The organism is Shewanella sp. 10N.286.52.E4, assembly GCF_041468785.1.
Classification (GTDB): Bacteria; Pseudomonadota; Gammaproteobacteria; order Enterobacterales; family Shewanellaceae; genus Shewanella; species Shewanella electrodiphila.
This window is the reverse complement of sequence record NZ_JBFRJJ010000011.1, coordinates 1-20821: the sequence shown is the minus strand read 5'-3', so window position 1 is coordinate 20821 and position 20821 is coordinate 1. Positions and strand designations below refer to the sequence as shown.

The following is a 20821-nucleotide window of genomic DNA, read 5'->3' as shown; positions in this document are numbered from 1 at the left end:
TCCATTTTGTTTGTATTATCCTTTCATCAAAGGCTAGCATGCTGAAATATATCAAAACAAAGAAATGCGTGCTTTTTACGCCTGAATAAACTAAAACAACACATCAAACAGCACAATCAACTACCAAACCACTCAAAAATAGTAACGATTTACCACAAATGCAATATTAAGTAACACTAAATTAACATCATCTGATTACTGCTTAGACTTTCAAACCCTTCTCCAAGTAACGCTAAAACAGGTTCAGCAATCGGTTTTATCTGTTTTTCAACATAATATTGATAATCAATTTTTTCAGCGGTGGCCTCTATGGGCTGAGCGCCATTTAATGTCATACGGTATTCAATCATAGTGCCCCGCTTGCCCGCTTTATCATTTCCTGTTAATTGACAAAGTCTAATCGCAGCTTTTACATGAGGTGACGATTTCGCAGTGTATTCTTCAACATGTCTTTTTAATCTTTTTCTAAATATAAGTTCATCATCCAATTTACCGTCATCAAGATCTTGCAGCTCTTGTTGCAAATACGCCTTCACGTCACCTTTAGTAAAAAGTAAAAAATACAAGCGATATTGAATCCTTCTCGCAACAGGGCTCCAATCACTTCGCACCTGCTCCATTCCTTTAAAGGTAAGTTCAATTTGTCCTTCTTTATCTTCTGTTGCGCCTACATAACGTTTTTTACTGCCCGCATCAGAGCCTCTTAAAGTCGGCATCACAAATTGATTAAAATGACTTTCAAATTCTAACTCAAGATAGCTTTCAATTCGGTATTGCTCTTTACAGGTTTTTGTCCACTTGTCAGTGACCATTTTTGCAAGTTTATTTCCTAGCTTGGCGATATTTTCAATTTGATGATGTTGACCAAGCCATACAAAAGTTGAGTCAGTATCGCCATAAATCACTTTATAACCTTCTGCTTCAATCCATGTTTTGGTTTGCTTCATTATCTGATGGCCACGCATCGTAATTGAGCTTGCGAGTTTTGCATCATGAAACACACAACCTTTGGAGCCTAAAACCCCATATAAAGAGTTCATGATTATCTTTATAGCTTGAGAAAGAGGTTTATCATGATTAAGTTTAGCTAACTCTCTTTGCGCAGCGAGCTGAGCAATAAGTTTTGGTAAAATGGGATTGTCACGACTAAATTGAGCCTCTAAAAAACCTGGGACCGTATGCTCCTTAAGTTGATTTTCCGCTTCTATTAATCCTTTGGGGTCGATTAAAAAAGTACGAATAATTGAAGGGTATAAACTCTTAAAATCGAGAACTAATACATCCTTATAAAAACCAGGAATAGAGTCCATCACATAACCACCTGGTGATTCTAAGCCATGACTTGTTGCTCTTGCAGGGGCAACATAGCCACTTCGATGTAAATGCGGAAGGTAGAGATTATTAAAAGCCGCAACCGATGCTCCAACTCGGCCAAATTCTAACCCCGTCAACTTTGCTCTTTCTAAGGCAAAAGCCAATAATTGTGTTTTTTGAAAAATATCCCAAACCAGTCGGCAATCTGTCAGGTTATAAAAAGCGAGTGCTTTTTTGTCATTAGCAAATAAATGGCAAATCTCTTGCCCTCTATTTTCAACATGATCAATGGCTTTACCTTCTTCTAATAAATGTTGCGAGACATGTTCGAGTGAATAACGCTCAAATTGATAAAATGCCGCTTTTATCCAGTCAATACCATCCAAAACAACCCTTCCTGGTAAAGACAGCGTTTCTGGTCTGAATTTATCTTCAACTTTCCATGACAATTCTGTACCGCCACGACCAATTAACAAAGGAATTCGATGATACTGACAACGCCTATATAGAAGTGCTAAATCAAAGGTAACCACTGCCCAGCCAATAATAATGTCAGGATCATATTCATTGAACCAATGAATTAACTGATGGATTAATGCCACTTCGTCATCAACCCATTGAATATATTCAACGCTATCATCAGACTCATTAATCTCATCAGCGTCAAAATCAGGTCGACCAAGCATAATGACTTTTTTATATAAGGGGCTTTGATTATCAAGTGCTGATTGAGAGCCATATAATCCAACTGAGTACAACTCTCCAGATGGGCTGCATTCAAAATCCAGTGAAATCATTGATAATGGAATGGCTAAATCTGCCTTTCTTGTTTTGAATGCTGCATAGCATGCTAGTGGGTCATTCGAATGGCTAGCACTTGCAAAAGTAGCCCCCTCAGTCAGTGATAAAGGTGTTTCTGCATTGCTTGAGTCAGCAGAAACAATGAACTCTCCATCTAACGCAATAAATCGCTCAATAAGATAACGTTGCTCTGCCCTTATATCGGCTTCATAGATCTCGATTCCTGCATCATTGGCAATTCTGAGCAATTGCTTCTGTACTGTCGTTGACTTTAAATAGATGCATGAAACAGCTTGATGCTTAAAGTTTTTTAAACTGATAGGCTCAATACGTATACCTGAATTGAAATGACCGAGAATCAATTCACTGTCACTTTGTTTACAAAAACAGATAACTTCAGCTTGTTCTAGTTCAATGAGTGCCGGTCCTGTTTCTGTTTTTATATAATATTGCAGCATTAATCGGCCGTGACGATAAGTCGCATGTCTAGTCAGCACCCTTCCTTTGATCGAAAGTAAAGCATCATTGTTAGTTTTAGTGCTAGTGCTAGTATCAGTGCCTATTGAATTTTGTATTGTCATCTACAATGTTGCCCTGAAATCGTCTGTTTATGCATGATTAACCTATCGTTGGGGCAAATAAGTATTTTCAGTTAACTAAATAAACTTATCTTTACCACTAAATTACTTACCTGTGTCGCTAAAGACGCTATAAACGTTCGATTATTTATTCCGAACATTTAAAATCACTGTTATTATGTACAGCATATACCAGCAAATAAAGAATTAGTAAGTAAAGATTACTAATGGGCCATACATGTTAACGGATCATATTAAAACTCAGATCCGCACTATCTATAAAGATATTGCGACTGCGATGCCAAATTTTCGTTCTCGTAGAGAGCAAAACTACATGGTGGCTGAAATATCTAAAACATTAGCTGGTGATTATGATAAACATCGCAGGATCATGGTTTGTGAAGCTGGTACCGGTATTGGTAAATCTCTTTCTTATATCTTAGGTACTATTCCACTTGCATTAGCCAGCAAGAAAAAAGTATGTATTGCCACCGCAACTGTGGCCCTTCAAGAACAATTATTGCACAAAGACCTGCCCTTCTTTTTACAGCAATCAGGTGTCGACTTTAAATTTGGTCTCGTAAAAGGAAGACAGCGCTACGTTTGCCTAGCAAAACTTGCAGCAATGATTGGTCCAGAAGACACATCACAATTAGCAATGTGGCAAACCAAACCTGACCAAAGCCAAATTGACTTACTAAAAGTACTGCATCAAGATTTTCAGGCAGGTAAATGGAATGGCGAAATTGATACTTTAGAGCAACCATTACCAGACTTCTTATGGCAACAAATCTGTTGTGACAAGCACAGCTGCCATCGTCAAATGTCCAGTCACCACAACTGTCCATTTCATAAAGCGCGCGAAGACGTCGAAACTTGGGACGTATTAATTGTAAACCACAGTCTATTATTTGCTGACTTAGAGCTTGGCGGCGGGGTGATTTTACCTGAGCCTGAAGATATGTTTTACGTTATTGATGAAGCCCATCACCTGCCAACCGTTGCCAGAGACTTTTCCAGTGCGCAAGCCACACTAAGAGGAGCCAGTGACTGGTTAGAAAAAGCCTCGAAAACTTGCTCAAAACTGCAAAATCAACTTAAAACGACTCATATCATTGCGCCAGTACAAGCCATGCTTGACCATATTGGCGATTTAGTGACTCAACTTAATCAAGTGGCGCATTTTTGCGATACACAACCTAAATTATTTGCTAACCCAGAAACTCGATTACGTTTTGAAAATGGCAAATTACCAGAGTCATTACTAATACAGGCCGAAAATTTAGCGACCACCTCAAATCTAGCCGTCAAACAGTTTAACAAAATTCAATCAGTGCTCAGTGAAGCCATTAAAGATGGTGAATTGCCTAAACATCAATCTGAAGCCGTTCTCTCAGAAGCGGGATTTATCCTGCAGCGACTTGAGAACTTAAGTAAGCTTTGGAAAATGTTAGCTAAAGAGGATTCGAAAAAAGGTGCTCCGATGGCACGTTGGGCAGAATTAATTACCGGAAAACAACAGGATTACTTATTCTGCGCCTCCCCTATTGAAGTTGGCTTTATGCTTGAGCACATGCTGTGGCAAAAAGCAGCGGGGGTCGTATTATGTAGTGCAACGCTTCGAGCATTAAATAATTTCAATCATTTTGCTCATCAAGTTGGTCTATCCCTTAATGATGGCAGTCGCTTCTTAGCACTACTATCGCCATTTGATTACGAAAATAATGCCACTTTATTTATCCCACAGATGAATAACGAGCCAACAGAAGATGCCTATACTGACGAACTAGCTGAACAAATCATTGCACTAGTTGAAGATGAAATGGCGACATTGGTTTTATTTGCCTCATATTGGCAAATGGAAAAGGTCACAGATCAAGTCAGTGGCAAAATACCTAAAGAGCAACTTTTTGTTCAAGGAACCATGCCAAGACAACAAATATTGCAACAACACAAACAACGCTGTGATGAAGGTAAACCAAGCATAATTTTTGGTACTGGCAGTTTCTCAGAAGGGTTAGATTTACCGGGAGATTATTTAACTAACTTAATCGTGACTAAATTGCCGTTTGCGGTGCCAACCTCACCCGTTGAACAAGCACATGCTGAATACATAAAGAGTAAAGGTGGCAATCCATTCCTGCAGCTAACTATTCCAGATGCTTCACGCAAATTAATCCAGAGTTGTGGTAGATTACTCCGTAAAGAAGATGACTATGGTCGCGTAACCATTTTAGATAGACGTCTTATTACTAAGCGTTATGGCAAATCATTACTTGATGCCCTTCCGCCATTTCGTAAAGTTATAGAATAGGTAATTATTTGGAATTCTTGTTAGATCCAAGCCACTGGGTAATCTTGGCCGTTATTGGTCTTGTGGCCGGTTTTATTGATGCTGTAGTGGGTGGTGGTGGATTATTATCTATTCCTGCATTATTAACAATGGGAATACCGCCCCATTTAGCACTTGGTACCAATAAACTAGCAGCTTGCTTTGGTTCAATGACTGCTGGGTATACTTATTATAAGCAACAGCTTATTAACTTAAGATTTTGGCGAACCGCCTTTATCGCGACTTTTTTCGGTGCAATTTTAGGCAGTATTTTTGTATATCTTATAGATGCAGCTTGGCTCGAGAAAATCTTACCTTTAGTTATTATCAGTATCGCCATCTATACCTTATTTAGCCCCAAAGCAATGGGCGAGAATTTAAAAGCCGCTCCGATGACATCCCCATGCAAACAAAAACAAACTGCTCAAGGTGTACTATTAGGTGGATACGATGGCTTTGCAGGTCCTGGGATTGGTGCATTTTGGACGGTATCAAGCATAAGACTATACAAATTGCCACTGCTAAATAGTTGTGCATTAGCGCGTGTAATGACTTCTGTTAGTAATGTCACTGCATTAGTCATCTTCGCTTTACTAGGAGAAGTCGACTGGGTTCTAGGGTTATGGATGGGGGTTTGCATGATGGCAGGCTCATTCATTGGCGCTAAATCGGCTATTAGATTCGGTATTCCCTTTGTAAAACCTCTGTTTATTATTACTGTTTTATCAATTGCAGCACATCTTGCTTGGACAGCCTGGTTATGAGAAATACCAACCAACTTATTTATCAATTAAAGCAGCAGCTCAGCTCACTTGAACAAGATGCACTGCATCATGATCAACAATTGCCAGCCCAGCAAAAGAAAATGCTCCAAGATATTGAACGTTTTAACTCACAACTATTTATTCAACAAGGAGCGCAACTTAGCCCTTGTATTCAGCAACTGAAAAAAGACATTCAACAATTAGAAAAGCAACTTTCTCTTAAACTCGATGTCAAAATAATCGAACTGAGTTGTCAACGTATTCAAGATCGCTTTACCGCATTGCGCCGCGCACTCGTTACAACCAATATCAATGTTAAGACTGCAGAGCAGAAACGTGCCAACAGTCGCGCAAGGTATGCTAAGAAACAACAGCAACAACATTCAGACAGTGGTTTTGGCTGGATAGCCAGTAATGTGATGAAGAATAGCCACCAAATATATCAAGAGTTAAATAAACATTTGAATTGGGCTACAACTTTTGAACAAAAAATTGCAGAAATGGAAACTAAGCTTGCAAACTGCCACAGTACTGACAAAATCATGATACAAAATGAAATACTTTCTCTACATCGTCGATTAGGGAAATGTCGTCAAGCAATCAGTTATATTGAAGAAAGAATTCAAATGTTTGAACGACCGCATCGAAATAACAATCGTTAAGGAGCAACAATGAAATTTACCCTTCCGCTCAGTGCAGCGTTATTAGCTTTAGCGACTTCAACGTCAGCTATGGCGGCTAACCTAACTATCCCAATGTCATTTGAATATCTTGCACTTGACGGTAAAGAAATCGATACCAACATGTTTACTCATAAGACTGACCTTGAACTTGATAACGGCAGCCATAAAATTGCTATTCGCTATCATGACATGGTTGATGATGATTTTAGTGACAGTCAAAGCTTTGTAAAGTCATCACCTTTTATTGTGGCTATCAATGTTGATGGTGATCATGAGTATCAGCTCAAGCCAATTGACGGTGAATTTGTTAAAAAGCCAAAGTCATTTGCTAAAGACCCGCAAATCGTTATTTCTCGTAAAGACAACGGTGCTGTTGATTACAAAGTGACGCAAACTGATTATGAAGAGAGTACTTTTATCAGTAATTTGTTTAGCGGTAATAAAGGTGAAGATATTGATACGCTAGCAGCTTCTGCGACTGACAGTAATACGAAAACGCTACCAGTTGCTGCAGTAGCAACAAGCGCAACAGTTACAGCAACGGCCCCTGCGGCTTCAAAACCTGCAGTAAAAGCTGCAACTCCAGCTGCAGGTGAGACAGCAACACACCCAGAACAAATGCTTCAATATTGGTGGTTACAAGCAGATGAAGAAACAAGAAAAGAATTCATGAGCTGGGCAATCAAGCAATTGTAAATTGAATATCAAAATAAGCGTGTAAATTTCACATTGAGTATTCCACTTGTTTATCACGCCAGCTATTCTAAGCTGGCGTTACCTTCTACCCACCGATTTCCAACAAGTAAATATCAGTTGCTGCAGCAATATTTGCTGAACAATCAAATAGCTAAACCCTCCGATTTTCATTCACCGGAAATGATTCAAGTTGAAGTACTCAAGCAAGTGCATCAAGACAAGTATGTTGATGATTTCATCGACAATAAACTTGACCTTAAAGTCATGCGCCGAATTGGATTCCCTTGGAGTGAAGCACTATTAAATAGAACCTTACACGCCGTTAGTGGTACAAGCTTATGTGCAAATTTAGCCATCGAACATGGCGTTTCTTTACATCTCAGCGGTGGATACCATCATGCCCACTATGATTTTGGCAGTGGATTTTGCATATTTAATGACTTAATAGTCGCTGCCAATGGCATGATTACTAATGCTAAAGCGACTAAAGTGCTTATTATTGATTGTGATGTTCATCAAGGAGATGGCACCGCAACCCTATCATCACAATTCGACAATATTATCAGTTGCTCTTTTCATTGCTTAAAAAACTTTCCTTCAAGAAAACCTCATTCAGACCATGACATAGAATTTGATAAAGGAATTGATGACCGCCACTTTCTTCATTCACTCGAACAAGTGGTTCCTTACCTCATCAATATTCACCAGCCAGACCTAATTTTATATGATGCTGGCGTCGATATTCATAGAGATGACGATTTAGGCTATCTCAACATTTCGACAGCAGGTATTTTAGCGCGTGATAAGTTTATATTTAAAACCGCTAAACAAGCTAATATCCCTATTGCAGCAGTCATAGGCGGTGGTTACAGCCGAAATGAAGCCGAATTAACTCATCGTCATAGTCAACTTTTTATTGCAGCCAATTCAATCTGGTAGCAAACTGATATAAAAATTCATTCTCTTGGAGTAAAACATGCAAGTTGATATTCGTAATTACTATGAAGTGCTATTAATGGAAATATTAAGAGATGAAGGTTTATTAGAAGAACTGCCAGAAGAGTATTTAGCGGATCTATGTTGCGTAACCTTAAACCAGCTTCCAGTGCGTTACATCAGGCATTTAGTCGATACGTATTTTTTCGAAGATTACAACGAACTGCAAAGCATGAAAAATGAAATACAACTCGCATTAGAGAAATCTCGTGAATTTTTGAAAGCCAACTTAAAAAGACGTATTGCGGAAGAAGAAGCTGAAGCAAAGGCAAAACTTGAATCGATACCGAGAATTGAAAGTACTGAAAATTAAAAGTACTAAAATTAAACAGATCTAAACTGAGAAAATTGAATACAAAAATTTTCTATATAAAATATGTATGAGTAAGACATTAAGAATTTTGATGGTAAAACAAGAAGAATTTGGAGGTTCCCCTAGAGCCACACCCCGGCACACGAGTCACTTGCTGCGGTTGCTCCCTTCCAGGCCTGGCCGAGTTCACAAGTTATCATTGCGGGGGGACCCTAAGGTCACCATAGATTTCACATAAAACCTGTTTTACGTGAACGGCAGGATTATCCCCCACACCTGTGACATGATCAAGTTAAATCGCCATACTTTCATCATCTTTATGTTTGTTTGAACAATGATTACTCAATTGAATGCTTTTTCGTACATTGCCAAAATCAATAAAGCCATTCATAAGTCACTTTTCTCTGCTTTAGATTAATTAGAACAACCTTTAATTTAATCAAAAGCCATCAAAGCCGATCTAGATCACATTTTTTAACAAAAGTGAGATTTTAACGCTAAAAACCACATAAAAAGTCATTCAAATACAAACAAAAGTCACACAATTCACTTATTATTAGTAATGGTAATTTTAGCAGTAAGTAATGTATTGGATGGTACGTTAGTTAATGATTCTATTAATTAAGTTTACTCTAATTAAATAATCCATATAGTTTAGTGAAAAACACTACAGCAACGCTCAAGCAACAATTGCGACGCAAGCGCTTTTCACATTTTACAATTTCAACATTTTAACTTTCAAATTGTAGAATTAAGTAATACCTCTTTCGGAATAGTAAGATCTAAATCACAGTGATTTTAGCCCTAACTAAATAGAATAAAAGAGCTTTACATAGACTTGGATATTATCCATACACTTGATTTTATGATGAAGAATCAAGTTTAAAACAAAATCTCTTGCAGGGAACAATGATGAAAAAATTCAATTTTAATACTACTGCTAAAGCGGTATTTAGTGCTGGGCTTTTAGCCTTCGCGCTAACCGGCTGTGGCAGCGACGGAACTGACGGCGAAGATGGCGAAGATGGCACCGTTGGTAAGCCAATCGGCTCTGTAACCACTCTAACGAGCACGATTACCACTGCTAGTGTTGATGAAAGCCAATTTCTAACTGTTGATTTTAAGCTTGCTGACGCCAATGGCGTAGCTGTAACTGGTTTAACTCAAGCAGATATCGCCACTATTTCTTTTGGCCGCGTCGGTTCTGCTAATGAACCAGGTGAAGACGAAATCGTTAATCCAAGTATTGATAGACAAATCTGGTTAAGCTATTTCAATAAAGATAAAGGCGACGGTTATTTTACTGGTTCAAATTACTTTGATGGCAGTAAAAGTGAGTGTGAGGATTGTTTCGTTGATAATAATGATGGCAGTTACTCAATCACAATCGACCAAGCAATTGATACTTTAGAAAAGTATGAATACATGGCTGACGCTACCAATGGCGTTTACATGTCAATCAAAACATCCAACAACAATGCTCAAACTATTGTAGACAATAGTTTTTTCTACTGGGTACCAGCTACTGATGTTGAAGTTGAAAAGCCACTTCAAATTTTAGCAAATTCTGATTGTCAAACTTGTCATAGAGCAGATCAAGCAGGCGAACTCTCTATGCATGGCAGTAAACACGTAACGGAAGAAGCTTGTTCTTTCTGTCATACAGATTATAACAGTTATAGTAAGCAAGACACTGATGCAGATGGAACCCCAATTGGTGATGCTTACGAATATGATGGTTCGATTAAAGGTATGGTTCATAGTATTCATACTACGGCTAACTTCTCAGATGACGGTGTATACCCGCAAATGACGTCAAACTGTTTGACTTGTCATAATCCGAATGAAGATTTTAACCTAACTGATAGCTGGAAAGCTGATATTGATACCACTGCATGTTGGAGCTGTCACAGCCCTAGCCCTGCTGCTGAAGCCGCTGGTGTTCCAAAATCACATAGGCAAGGAAATAATTGTCTAGATTGTCATACAAGTGAAGGAAGTGGTCGCAGTACAGAAGAAGCTCATTATGATTTGAACAGTAACTTCTTAGCAACTGCGCTAAAAGTTGAGTTTTCATCGATGACAGTTGCTGATGATGAATCAGAAATTAAAGTTAATTTCACCGTTAAAAATGGTGATGAATTAGTAGCAATAAATCAAATTGATCCACGCCCTTACCAATACGGTGGCTTTAATAGTGCAATCGTTATCAATGGTGTACTGACTGATGACTTCTTGGTTAATTACCAAAAAGTAGGTTATGACACATTTGCTGAAGAAGCTGATGGCTCAATTACAGCGACTATTAGTGCTGCTGACTTTGAAATCGCGACATTAATAGATGCTGGATCTACTATTGTACTAAGCAGCCAATTACATGTTTGTTCTGGCAAAGGTGTGGTTGAATATTGTGATGCTGATGATTTAGATGCGGGTGACCAAGATGCTCCATACGTAACGTCTGATACTTACTACTTCAATTTAGATGGTAGTTCAGTGGCTGAATCTCCACGTATGCAGCATGCTGAAATGGCTGATTGTCAACAATGTCATACAACGCAAATTACGCATCGTTATACCAATGATATTGATGGTTGTGCATCATGTCATAATGGAACACGTGCAACATCAGGTGGCGAAGCATCTAACTTAGCAACTAAAGTTCATGATAAACATTATGTCTATGACTCAAGTGGAACTTTATTCTTTAAGAAAACTGAGTGTCAAGCTTGTCACGGCGATGATGGTTTCTCTATCCAAGGCATTGCTACTGATGCAGCTCCCGTAGCATTTGGTAAAGATGATGTTGGCCTGTTAGTTGTGTCTCCTCAATCAGCAGCTTGTTTAAGTTGTCACGTACCTCCTTACGGATTAAGTGAATCAACAATTAGCCACATTGAAACTAATGGCGGTGTAGTTGGAACAATCGACAGTCTAGGTGTACCAGAGGCGGATTATGACGCATTAAATGTGATAGAGGCTTGCTCTACTTGTCACAACGATAGTCAGATCCTTGAAGCACACTCCGACTGGGGTGGACAGTAAAGGTTAGCTAGCAATACAAAGAGTCGCCACCGTGCGGCTCTTTTTTGCTTTAAGCCAATAAAAACAAGGTTTACTTGAGAAAATGTATACCTCTTTAGAAATAGACTGATCTGCTTCACAGTATCAGTCTAGGTTTAAAGATTTTTCTCTGATTGTGGATTAACCTTGTATTTGATGAATTTAAAACCCAAAAAGCTAAATTGACTCAAGAGACTACGTATCTCGGCAATACAAATAGCCAAGTCAAATTTATGCAATGTCTTATTACGCAGGGACAAATGATGAACAAGAAAAATTCTAAAATAGCACTGATGCTTGTAGCAAGTGCAGTCAGCGTAGCCTTAACAGGCTGTGGCAGTGACGGTGATGATGGTAAAGATGGTAACCCTGGTCTTCCAGGCGGTACTCCAGCTGAAGCAATTGAGCAGCTAAAATTAGAAGTGCTGTCAGTTTCTTACGCTGACAACATCCCTACTGTAAAAGTTTATGCGACTAATGAAGATGATGAAGCAGTAGTCGGCCTTAAAGACTTTTCAATCGAAAATGCAGCTCAGCTTATCCCAGTTGGCGCTAGCGGCGCTGGTAATAGCGCAAACTGGCAGAAACTCGGCTCTACATCGACTTTCGTTGATAACAAAAACGGTAGCTATGAGTTTAGTTTTGACAGTTTCGATACTGATACATTCAACGCTGAATTAACTCAACGCTTCAACATTGTCGCTGAGGCTTCGACGTTACTGGATGGTGTAACGTCTGTTCCTGTCAGCGAAATCGTTGCAGACTTCGACGGTGAAGGCTACCAAGCTCTATACACCAAAAATATCGTTTCTCATGAAGTATGTGCAAGTTGTCACGCTGAAGGTGAAAAGATTTATCACAAAGCAACTACTGTAGAAACTTGTATCACTTGTCACACTCAAGAGTGGGCAGATGGTCGTGGTAAACCTGAAGTTGCTTTTGCTCACTTAGTTCATAACGTTCATAACTCTAATAAAGTTTGGGGTCGTAACGATTACACTGCAGAAACTGCACACGCAATTGTTCAAGACAACTGTCAATCTTGTCACGTTGAGTCAGAAGAACTAACTGAATGGGGCAACTGGACTCGTATTCCAACAATGGAAACCTGTACAAGTTGTCACACTGGCATCGATTTCGTCGCTGGTGAAGGTCACTCTCAACAGTCAGATAACTCAAACTGTATTGCATGTCATAACGCGAGCTGGACTGAAGAAATCCACACAGGTGGTTTCGAACAGAAGAAAGCATTTATCGACATGTATGGTTTAACTTCTACCTTGATGGTTAACTCAGACAAAACAGCCACTATCTCAGTGACGATTACTGATGCTGCTGGCAGCGCTGTTGATGCATCAACATTAGTAAGCAAGATTCAACGTATTGAAACGATCACTAACGTTGGTCCTAACTTCCCAATAATGGGTTACAACGCAAGCCCAGGAAATGGACAAGCAAAAGTTGCTTACGATTTAGTACGTAATGGCGAACTTGGCGAAAACGTTTCTGTTGAAGCTGGTGCACTACAGTACACCTTACCGGTTCTTCCATTTGGAGAATACTCACCTGCTGGCATCCAAGACACAGATACCGCCTTTACCTTCATTGGTTTAGAAATGTGTAACGATGGCACTGCTGCAGTTGATTGTGGCGATGATATCGCAACTACAAGTATGAAAGCTGACTTAGTATTCGGTACGCTTTCAGGTGAAGCAGCTAGTATGCGTCACACTGATTCAGTTGCATTCAATACGTGTGAAAACTGTCACGGCGAAACATTTGAGATACACAAAGGCTACCATGCAGGCTTCATCATGACTGAGCAATTAGGTCGTGAAAATGCAGATGGTGAAGTGATTGTCGGTGTTGATGGTTGTGTGACTTGTCATACTCCAGACGGTACTTACGCTTCAGGTGGAAACCAAGGTGCACTTGAAATGAAACTTCACAGTGTTCATGGTGAGCAAGATATCATCAGTGATTGTACCCAGTGTCATAATGACTTCAATCTTGATGCGTTCAAACTGAAAGGTGCATTAGCGACTTCAGCTGGTGAATACACCACTCCAATCACTGCTACTTGTGCTTCTTGTCACGGTTTTGACGAAATTAAAGCGCATGCTGAAGGCCAAGGTGGCGTTGTGAACGGTACTTACGAAGATGCAAATGCTTCAGCTCAAGTCGAGTTCTGTATGGGTTGTCATAAACCTACCATTTTCGATCACACCGCGGTGAACATGTAATTTACTGTTAAGGGAGGAGCTTGCTTCTCCCTTTCATTACATAAATCACATCTACATCATGGATAGATTGGGAAGCCATACTATGAAAATCAAAATGAAACTAAATTCTATAATCCCGACATTTGTAGCAGTTGTTATGCTATCTCTTGGGATGTCTCACTCGGCTTATGCGTCGAAGTGGGATGCTAAAATGACCCCTGACGAAGTTGAAGCTGTTCTAGATAAGAAATTTGAAGAAGGCAGCTACTCTCCAAAAGGTGCCGACTCTTGTTTAATGTGTCACAGACGTTCTGAAAAAGTCATGGATATCTTTAAAGGTGTTCACGGTGCTATTGAATCGTCAAAGAGTCCAATGGCAGGCCTTCAATGTGAAGCATGTCACGGCCCAATGGGTAAACATAACCGTGGTGGTAACGAGCCAGTTATCGCTTTTGGTCCTGATTCTACCCTAGCGCCAGAGAAACAAAACAGTGTTTGTATGGGGTGTCACTTAGACGATGACCGCATGTCTTGGAATACTAGCCATCATGATAATGCCGATGTTGCTTGTGCTTCTTGTCACAGTGTCCATACCGCTAACGACCCTATTCTGTCTAAAAAGACAGAAATGGAAGTGTGTACTAGCTGTCATACAAAACAAAAAACAGATATGAATAAGCGCTCAAGTCATCCAATGCAATGGAATCAAATGACTTGTAGTGATTGTCATAATCCACATGGAAGCATGGCTGATTCAGACTTGGTTAAACCAAGCGTGAACGAGACTTGTTATACATGTCACGCTGAAAAACGTGGACCTAAACTTTGGGAGCACGCACCAGTAACTGAAAACTGTGTAACGTGTCATAACCCACATGGTTCAGTGAATGAAGGAATGCTTAAGACTCGTGCTCCACAACTATGTCAGCAATGTCATGCCAGTGATGGCCATGCAAGCAATGCTTACTTAGGGAACACAGGAATGGGTTCTAATGTTGGTGATAATGCCTTTACTGGTGGACGCAGTTGCTTAAATTGTCATAGCCAAGTACATGGTTCTAACCACCCTTCTGGCAAATTACTTCAGCGTTAAGGATGTACGACTATGAAATTTAAACTGAATATAATCACCTTAGCGTTAGTTGCCAATGCAGGATTTGCAATGGCAGCTGATGGTTACGGTGTAGGCAGTGCCAATACTGACAAAGTCAAATTCGACAAGTGGGTTTGTAAAGGTTGTGCAGTAGAAACTGGCGTAACAGGTAGTGTTGGCGTGGGTGTTGGTTACAACAGCGAAGATGACATTCATTCAGCTAACGCATTTGGCAGCGACAATGAGTTTGCACCTAAGCTAGATGCTGATGTGAATTACATTGGCGAGTCTGGTTACCGTGCAAAAGTTGAAGCGACTGACTTAGGTCTTGATAACGGTCGTTTAGACGTGAATGTCGGTAAGCTTGGTCAGTACAACCTGAACCTAAACTACCGCTCTATTGCAACGTACGACTCAAATAGTGTTGTATCACCGTACAGTGGTATTGGAGGCTCAGACTTAACTTTACCCGATAACTGGCAAACAGCGGGTTCAACTGACGGTATGACTGAGTTATACAGCAGCCTTAACCCATTTGAGCTTTCGCTTAAACGTGAACGTGCAGGTTTGGGTTTTGAATACCAAACAGAATCAATGTTCACTACTTACGTGAATTATCAGCGTGAAGAAAAAACTGGTGTTAAGACAGCATCAGGTAGCTTCTTCAATCAGTCAATGATGATTGCTGAACCAGTTGATTACACCACTGATACCATTAATGCTGGTATTAAGTTTAGCGGTAAAAACTGGTTTACGAGCTTGAATTACGATGGCTCTATCTTTAAAAATGATAATGCCCAATTAAGTTACGATAATGCTTTTAACCCGACGTTTGGTGCACAAACCCGTGGTTATATGGCACTTGATCCAGACAATGAGTCACATATTGTGTCTCTGCTTGGTCAATATACTGAAAACGGCACAGCAGTCAGTGGCCGTTTGATGTTTGGACAGATGAGTCAAGATCAAGACGTTGTCACTTCAGGTTATGGTTACAGTGTGCCAACAGAATCTGTTGATGCAAAAGTTGACCTAACTGGCATGACGTTAAAAGCCGTGTCCCGAATCAATCGCAGTGTGCGCGTATCTGGTAGTTACGACTACTCAGATCGCGAAAACAACACCAATATTGAAGAGTGGACACAAATCAGCATTAACGATGTTAATGGTCAAGTGGCTTACAACACCCCTTATGATCAAACAACTCATCGCGCTAAGTTAGCAGCTGATTACCGCATTAGCCGCGGAATGAAGCTTGATGGTGGTGTCGATTACAAGCGTGATGAACGTAGTTACTCAGAGCGTGAAGTGACCGAAGAAAGCACCCTTTGGGCTCGTTACCGCGTCAACAGTTTTGAAAACTGGGATATGTGGGTAAAAGGGAGTTACGGTAACCGTGACGGTTCTGATTACCAAGCATCTGAGTGGACATCATCTGAAAATAACGACCTATTACGTAAATATTACCTAGCAGATCGTGATCGCAGCATGGTAGAAGCGCGCGTAAGCCATACCCCTATTGAAGCATTAACTGTTGATTTAGGCGTGCGCTATGCACTAGATGACTATACTGATACTGAAATTGGCTTAACTGAGTCAAAAGACACCAGTTACGATATCAATGTAAACTACATGTTCAATAAAGATGTCATGTTGAATGCGTTCTATAACCACCAGGTTATTGAATCACAACAATCAGGTAGCAGCACTTTCTCAGGTCCAACTTGGCAAGCTGATATCGAAGACACTGTTGATGTAGTAGGCGCTAACTTAAGTTATAACAACTTAATGGATAGCCGCTTACGTTTAGGTTTAGATTACACCTATTCAGAATCTGACAGTAACACTCAAGTTCGCCAAGGCGTGACGGGTGATTACGGTGATTACTTTGCCAAAGTACATAATGTTAATTTATATGGTCAATACCAAGCCACTGAAAAAATGGCTGTACGTTTAGATTATAAAATTGAAAAGTACTTAGACAATGATGCAGCAAATGATATCGCACCTGATAATATTTGGAATGTCATGACCTTTGGCAGCAATAGCCATGATTATACTGCTCACATGATAATGCTAAGCGTTAACTACAAGTTATAAGCAACGCATTAATTGATTAAAAGCCTGCATTTTTGCAGGCTTTTTTGTTGTAAAACACTTTCTATTTGTGCCCTCTTTCGCAAATACCAACAAATAACTCGATATTGCTAAATTAACAAAAGCTATTCTAAGCGATGTCTATTAAAATTTATTTTTAAGTGACTTAGTAGACTCAAGATATCATGCAAAAAAAACACCTTATTCTATCAGGCTTAGCAGGTTCTTTATTGGCTATGCCAGCCTATGCTTCAACCACATCAATGGCAAATGACAGTATTCTCATTTTGATTGCCTTAATGGCTTTCTCATTTATTAATGCCATCGTACAAGCCTGTTGTTACTTCTCTGGTCAATATGTGCAATCTTCATTTAGTCAAAAACATGTCACAGTTTCGTTATTGTTTCCACTTGCTGCCCTTATAGGCTTTGTAAGCCAGTACGAATCATTTGCACAATTTGTACTGTATTTGGGCGCGGTTGTGCTGTCTATTGGTACTGCACTTATCCCTATGCCATTAACGAATAAGAAGTCCCCATCGCGTCTCTCGACGTTAATTTTACTGACTGGGGCCATTGTCATATTACCCTTGAGCATTATCGTCGCACCTATCAGCATTTTTTCTATTGCTTTGTGTCATATTGGGCTTAAACAAACTGACATACCGCCTTTCGCTAAGTTCGCGACTGTATTGACTTTATTAACCAGTTACGGTTTATTGTTTTACTGGCTTTATCAATTAATAACTCAGGTAATGAGTTAATTTTGCAACTTCTCTGAGTGGACATATGTATGTAATTGACAGTGCAATCGCCAACAGGATTGTAGACAGAACAATGAAAATTATTGGGCATAATATCAATGTGATGAATGCCCAGGGCGTTATTTTAGGTTCTGGCTCTAATGAGCGAATAGGCTCAATACATGAAGGTGCATTACTGGCAATTAGTCAAAACCGAAATGTTGAAATTAATCAAGACATTGCCCCAAGCTTACACGGGGTAAAGTCAGGGCTGAATTTACCTCTGCACTATCAAGGTCAGATAGTGGGTGTCATTGGCATTACAGGTCAGCCTTGTGAATTAGCCCAATATGGCGAGTTATTAAAAATGACCGCTGAAATGATTGTTGAACAAGCTAACTTGCAAGATCAATTACAATGGCAAAATAGACAGAAAGAAGAGTTCATTCTTCAACTGATTCGAGATGAAGATAAAGATGTCGATCAATTAACTCATTGGGGACATCAGTTAGGCATAGATATTACCGTTGAGCGTGTTGTCGCCATTATTGAAATAGAATCAGTCAAGCAGCAACAAGTTCACAATAATCAAGCGTTGAAACAAATCGTCCACTTACTGCAGCACCCAGATCGTAATAACCTGATTGCGATGACATCACTTAATCAGCTGGTCATTCTAAAACCCGCATACCTTAATGGTAAACAATGGGATCCGGAACTTGAGAGCCATCGAATAGATAAGTTGTTAAAGCGTATTCCTGCCAATATGGAATTAAACCTCAATATTTCACTTGGCCACTTTTTTATCGGTATTGAAGGCATTGCAAAATCGTATCGTACCGCGAAAGAGACCTTGGCTATTGGTAAAAGCTTAAACCCTGAATCCAGTAAGTATTTATATGAAGACTATGCCCTTCAAGTGATATTTACCGGCTTAAAACAACATTGGCGCGGTGATGCCTTGTCTGCACCTTATTTAAAATTAGTTGAAGCAGACAAAAATGGTGTACTTCAAAAAACACTATCTGTTTATATTCAACATATTGGCGATCATAAACAGTGTGCAGAAGTGCTGTTTATTCATCGCAATACGCTCCGCTATCGATTAGATAAAATTCAGCAAATCACCGGAACAAATTTGCAAGAGTTCCATCACTTACTTAATTTGTACCTTGGTCAAATCATGCATCAAGCTTAATGACTGCAAAGTTAACACGTTAGCTTATTTCGTCAGTAAAACAGTCCAGTCCTTTTATTAACCATCTACATGTCAAAAATATGTGCATATGCACATGTTTAAATCTTTATATCCATAAAAATCTGTTCAATTGAACAAAGCATATATTGTGCAACTTTTTAATAATACGCATACAAAAACAACTATCTTTATACCCTGACCAGAGACGTTATCATGAGCATGATCTTGATATTAATTGGCGTAATTGCATTTATCGTTATTGCGACTTCAAAATTTAAGCTACACCCCTTTTTGACATTAATTTTGGCTTCTTTTTTAGCCGCATTTGCCTATGGCTTACCTAGTGCCGACATTGCTAAAACCATTACCAGTGGCTTTGGCGGTATTTTAGGTTACATAGGGCTTGTTATTGTACTCGGTACCATCATAGGCACGATTTTGGAAAAAAGCGGTGCCGCTATCACCATGGCCGATGTAGTCATTAAAGTGCTGGGTAAACGTTTCCCAACGCTCACCATGTCGATAATCGGTTACATCGTCTCTATTCCTGTATTTTGTGATTCAGGTTTTGTCATTTTGAACTCGTTAAAACAGTCAATGGCAAATCGAATGAAAGTTTCAAGTGTTTCCATGAGTGTTGCTCTTGCAACGGGTTTATACGCAACTCATACTTTTGTGCCACCCACACCTGGTCCTATTGCTGCGGCCGGTAACCTAGGCCTTGAAAATCAATTAGGCTTAGTCATTGCTATTGGTGTATTTATCGCTGCAATAGCCGCGCTTGCTGGCACATTATGGGCAAATCGTTTTGCCAATGAGCAACCTGATGGTGAAGGCGCTGAAGAGCTCAATAATAAAGTTGAAGATTATGAAACCTTAAAGCAAAGCTACGGTGCACTACCTAGCCCAACAAAAGCTTTCGCACCAATCTTTGTACCAATATTGTTGATTTGCTTAGGCTCTATAGCCAACTTCCCTTCTGCGCCACTGGGTAAAGAAGTCATATTTGATACCTTGATGTTTTTAGGTCAACCCGTTAACGCCTTAATGATTGGTCTGTTACTCGCCATTCCTTTGTTAAAAAGCGCTGACAAAATTAAAGAGTTCAGCGAACGTATTAGCCAAGGCTTAATTGTTGCCGCGCCTATTTTATTAATCACTGGTGCAGGCGGCGCATTCGGTGCTGTTCTCAAAGCTACTGAAATCGGTACTTTCCTTGGAAGTAGCTTGTCGGCATTAGGTGTCGGGATATTTATGCCGTTCATTGTGGCTGCAGCATTAAAATCAGCACAAGGTTCGTCAACGGTTGCATTAGTGGCTACATCAGCTTTAGTCGCGCCACTGCTGGGTGATATTGGTCTTGCAAGTGATATGGGACGTGTATTAACCGTTATGGCCATTGGCGCGGGTGCTATGACCGTATCACACGCTAATGACAGCTTCTTCTGGGTGGTTACCCAGTTTAGTCGCATGAGCGTTAAACAAGCATATCGTGCGCAAACCATGGCAACACTGGTTCAAGGTGTTACAGCCATGACACTGGTTTACCTTTTAAGCTTAGTTTTGCTTTAACCCGCTATTGTTATCCATTATAGCCACCCTTAAGTAGGTGGCTCTTTTAAACCCAAGAGAGACAATATGAAAATAGTCATTGCCCCTGATTCGTTTAAAGAAAGCTTGAGTGCATTAGGTGTTGCTAATGCTATTGAAGAAGGTTTTAAGCGTGTGTTTCCTGATGCTGAATATTGCAAAGTACCCATGGCCGATGGCGGTGAAGGTACTGTACAAGCCATGGTAGATGCCACTGGCGGCAAAATGCAAATGCTTCAAGTCACAGGGCCTGATGGACAACCAGTTAACGCACATTATGGCATTTTGGGTGCAAACAATAATGACTCAGGCACTAGCACTGGCACTGGCACTGGCAC

The 20821-nt window shown here is 39.9% G+C and carries 15 protein-coding genes and 1 other RNA gene; 14 read left to right on the top strand and 2 right to left on the bottom strand.

The features are described from left to right. Positions 1-176: 176 nt before the first annotated feature. Positions 177-2696: a DNA polymerase II gene (locus tag AB4153_RS06150; RefSeq protein ID WP_371996729.1), complete on the bottom strand. Its 2520-nt coding sequence runs from the start codon at positions 2694-2696 to the stop codon at positions 177-179. 235 nt (positions 2697-2931) lie between these two features. Here AB4153_RS06150 and dinG point away from each other — a divergent pair, with 235 nt between their 5' ends. The 6 genes from dinG to AB4153_RS06120 are packed head-to-tail and all read left to right on the top strand — an operon-like array spanning position 2932 to position 8477. Next, on the top strand, positions 2932-5007 hold the full coding sequence (gene dinG, locus AB4153_RS06145; RefSeq protein ID WP_102528596.1) for an ATP-dependent DNA helicase DinG: 2076 nt from the start codon (positions 2932-2934) through the stop codon (positions 5005-5007). A gap of 8 nt (positions 5008-5015) precedes the next feature. Beyond that, a complete protein-coding gene (locus tag AB4153_RS06140; protein WP_102528597.1) occupies positions 5016-5789 on the top strand; it encodes a TSUP family transporter in 774 nt (257 codons plus the stop codon). Next, entirely contained in the window at positions 5786-6451 is a 666-nt protein-coding gene (locus tag AB4153_RS06135; RefSeq protein WP_102528598.1) for a primosomal replication protein, read from the top strand. Before AB4153_RS06140 ends, AB4153_RS06135 begins: the two co-directional genes overlap by 4 nt. Before the next feature lie 9 nt (positions 6452-6460). Next, entirely contained in the window at positions 6461-7168 is a 708-nt protein-coding gene (locus AB4153_RS06130) for a DUF2057 domain-containing protein (RefSeq protein WP_102528599.1), read from the top strand. A gap of 33 nt (positions 7169-7201) precedes the next feature. Then, complete coding sequence (locus tag AB4153_RS06125) at positions 7202-8107, top strand: histone deacetylase (RefSeq protein ID WP_303516677.1); 906 nt, start codon at positions 7202-7204, stop codon at positions 8105-8107. Between the two features lie 37 nt (positions 8108-8144). Further along, complete coding sequence (locus AB4153_RS06120) at positions 8145-8477, top strand: late competence development ComFB family protein (protein WP_102528601.1); 333 nt, start codon at positions 8145-8147, stop codon at positions 8475-8477. A 119-nt stretch (positions 8478-8596) separates the two neighbouring features. Here AB4153_RS06120 and ffs read toward each other — a convergent pair. Further along, positions 8597-8693, bottom strand: an RNA gene (ffs, locus tag AB4153_RS06115) — signal recognition particle sRNA small type. Positions 8694-9389: 696 nt separating this feature from the next. Between ffs and AB4153_RS06110 the strand changes: the two genes are divergently transcribed. The 8 genes from AB4153_RS06110 to AB4153_RS06075 form a co-directional block, all read left to right on the top strand. Next, complete coding sequence (locus AB4153_RS06110) at positions 9390-11522, top strand: OmcA/MtrC family decaheme c-type cytochrome (RefSeq protein WP_371996727.1); 2133 nt, start codon at positions 9390-9392, stop codon at positions 11520-11522. Positions 11523-11803: 281 nt separating this feature from the next. Beyond that, a complete protein-coding gene (locus AB4153_RS06105) occupies positions 11804-13783 on the top strand; it encodes an OmcA/MtrC family decaheme c-type cytochrome (protein WP_324295172.1) in 1980 nt (659 codons plus the stop codon). Between the two features lie 136 nt (positions 13784-13919). Next, positions 13920-14855: a DmsE family decaheme c-type cytochrome gene (locus AB4153_RS06100; RefSeq protein WP_371996804.1), complete on the top strand. Its 936-nt coding sequence runs from the start codon at positions 13920-13922 to the stop codon at positions 14853-14855. A 12-nt stretch (positions 14856-14867) separates the two neighbouring features. Continuing rightward, a complete protein-coding gene (locus AB4153_RS06095; RefSeq protein ID WP_303516684.1) occupies positions 14868-16955 on the top strand; it encodes an MtrB/PioB family decaheme-associated outer membrane protein in 2088 nt (695 codons plus the stop codon). Positions 16956-17137: 182 nt separating this feature from the next. Then, entirely contained in the window at positions 17138-17716 is a 579-nt protein-coding gene (locus AB4153_RS06090) for a hypothetical protein (protein WP_303516686.1), read from the top strand. Between the two features lie 25 nt (positions 17717-17741). Further along, positions 17742-18893, top strand: a complete 1152-nt coding sequence (locus AB4153_RS06085) for a sugar diacid recognition domain-containing protein (protein WP_248955953.1) — start codon at positions 17742-17744, stop codon at positions 18891-18893. A gap of 213 nt (positions 18894-19106) precedes the next feature. Beyond that, on the top strand, positions 19107-20465 hold the full coding sequence (locus AB4153_RS06080) for a GntP family permease (RefSeq protein ID WP_102528607.1): 1359 nt from the start codon (positions 19107-19109) through the stop codon (positions 20463-20465). A 66-nt stretch (positions 20466-20531) separates the two neighbouring features. Further along, on the top strand, positions 20532-20821 hold a 290-nt coding region (locus tag AB4153_RS06075), incomplete at its 3' end, for a glycerate kinase (RefSeq protein WP_371996726.1).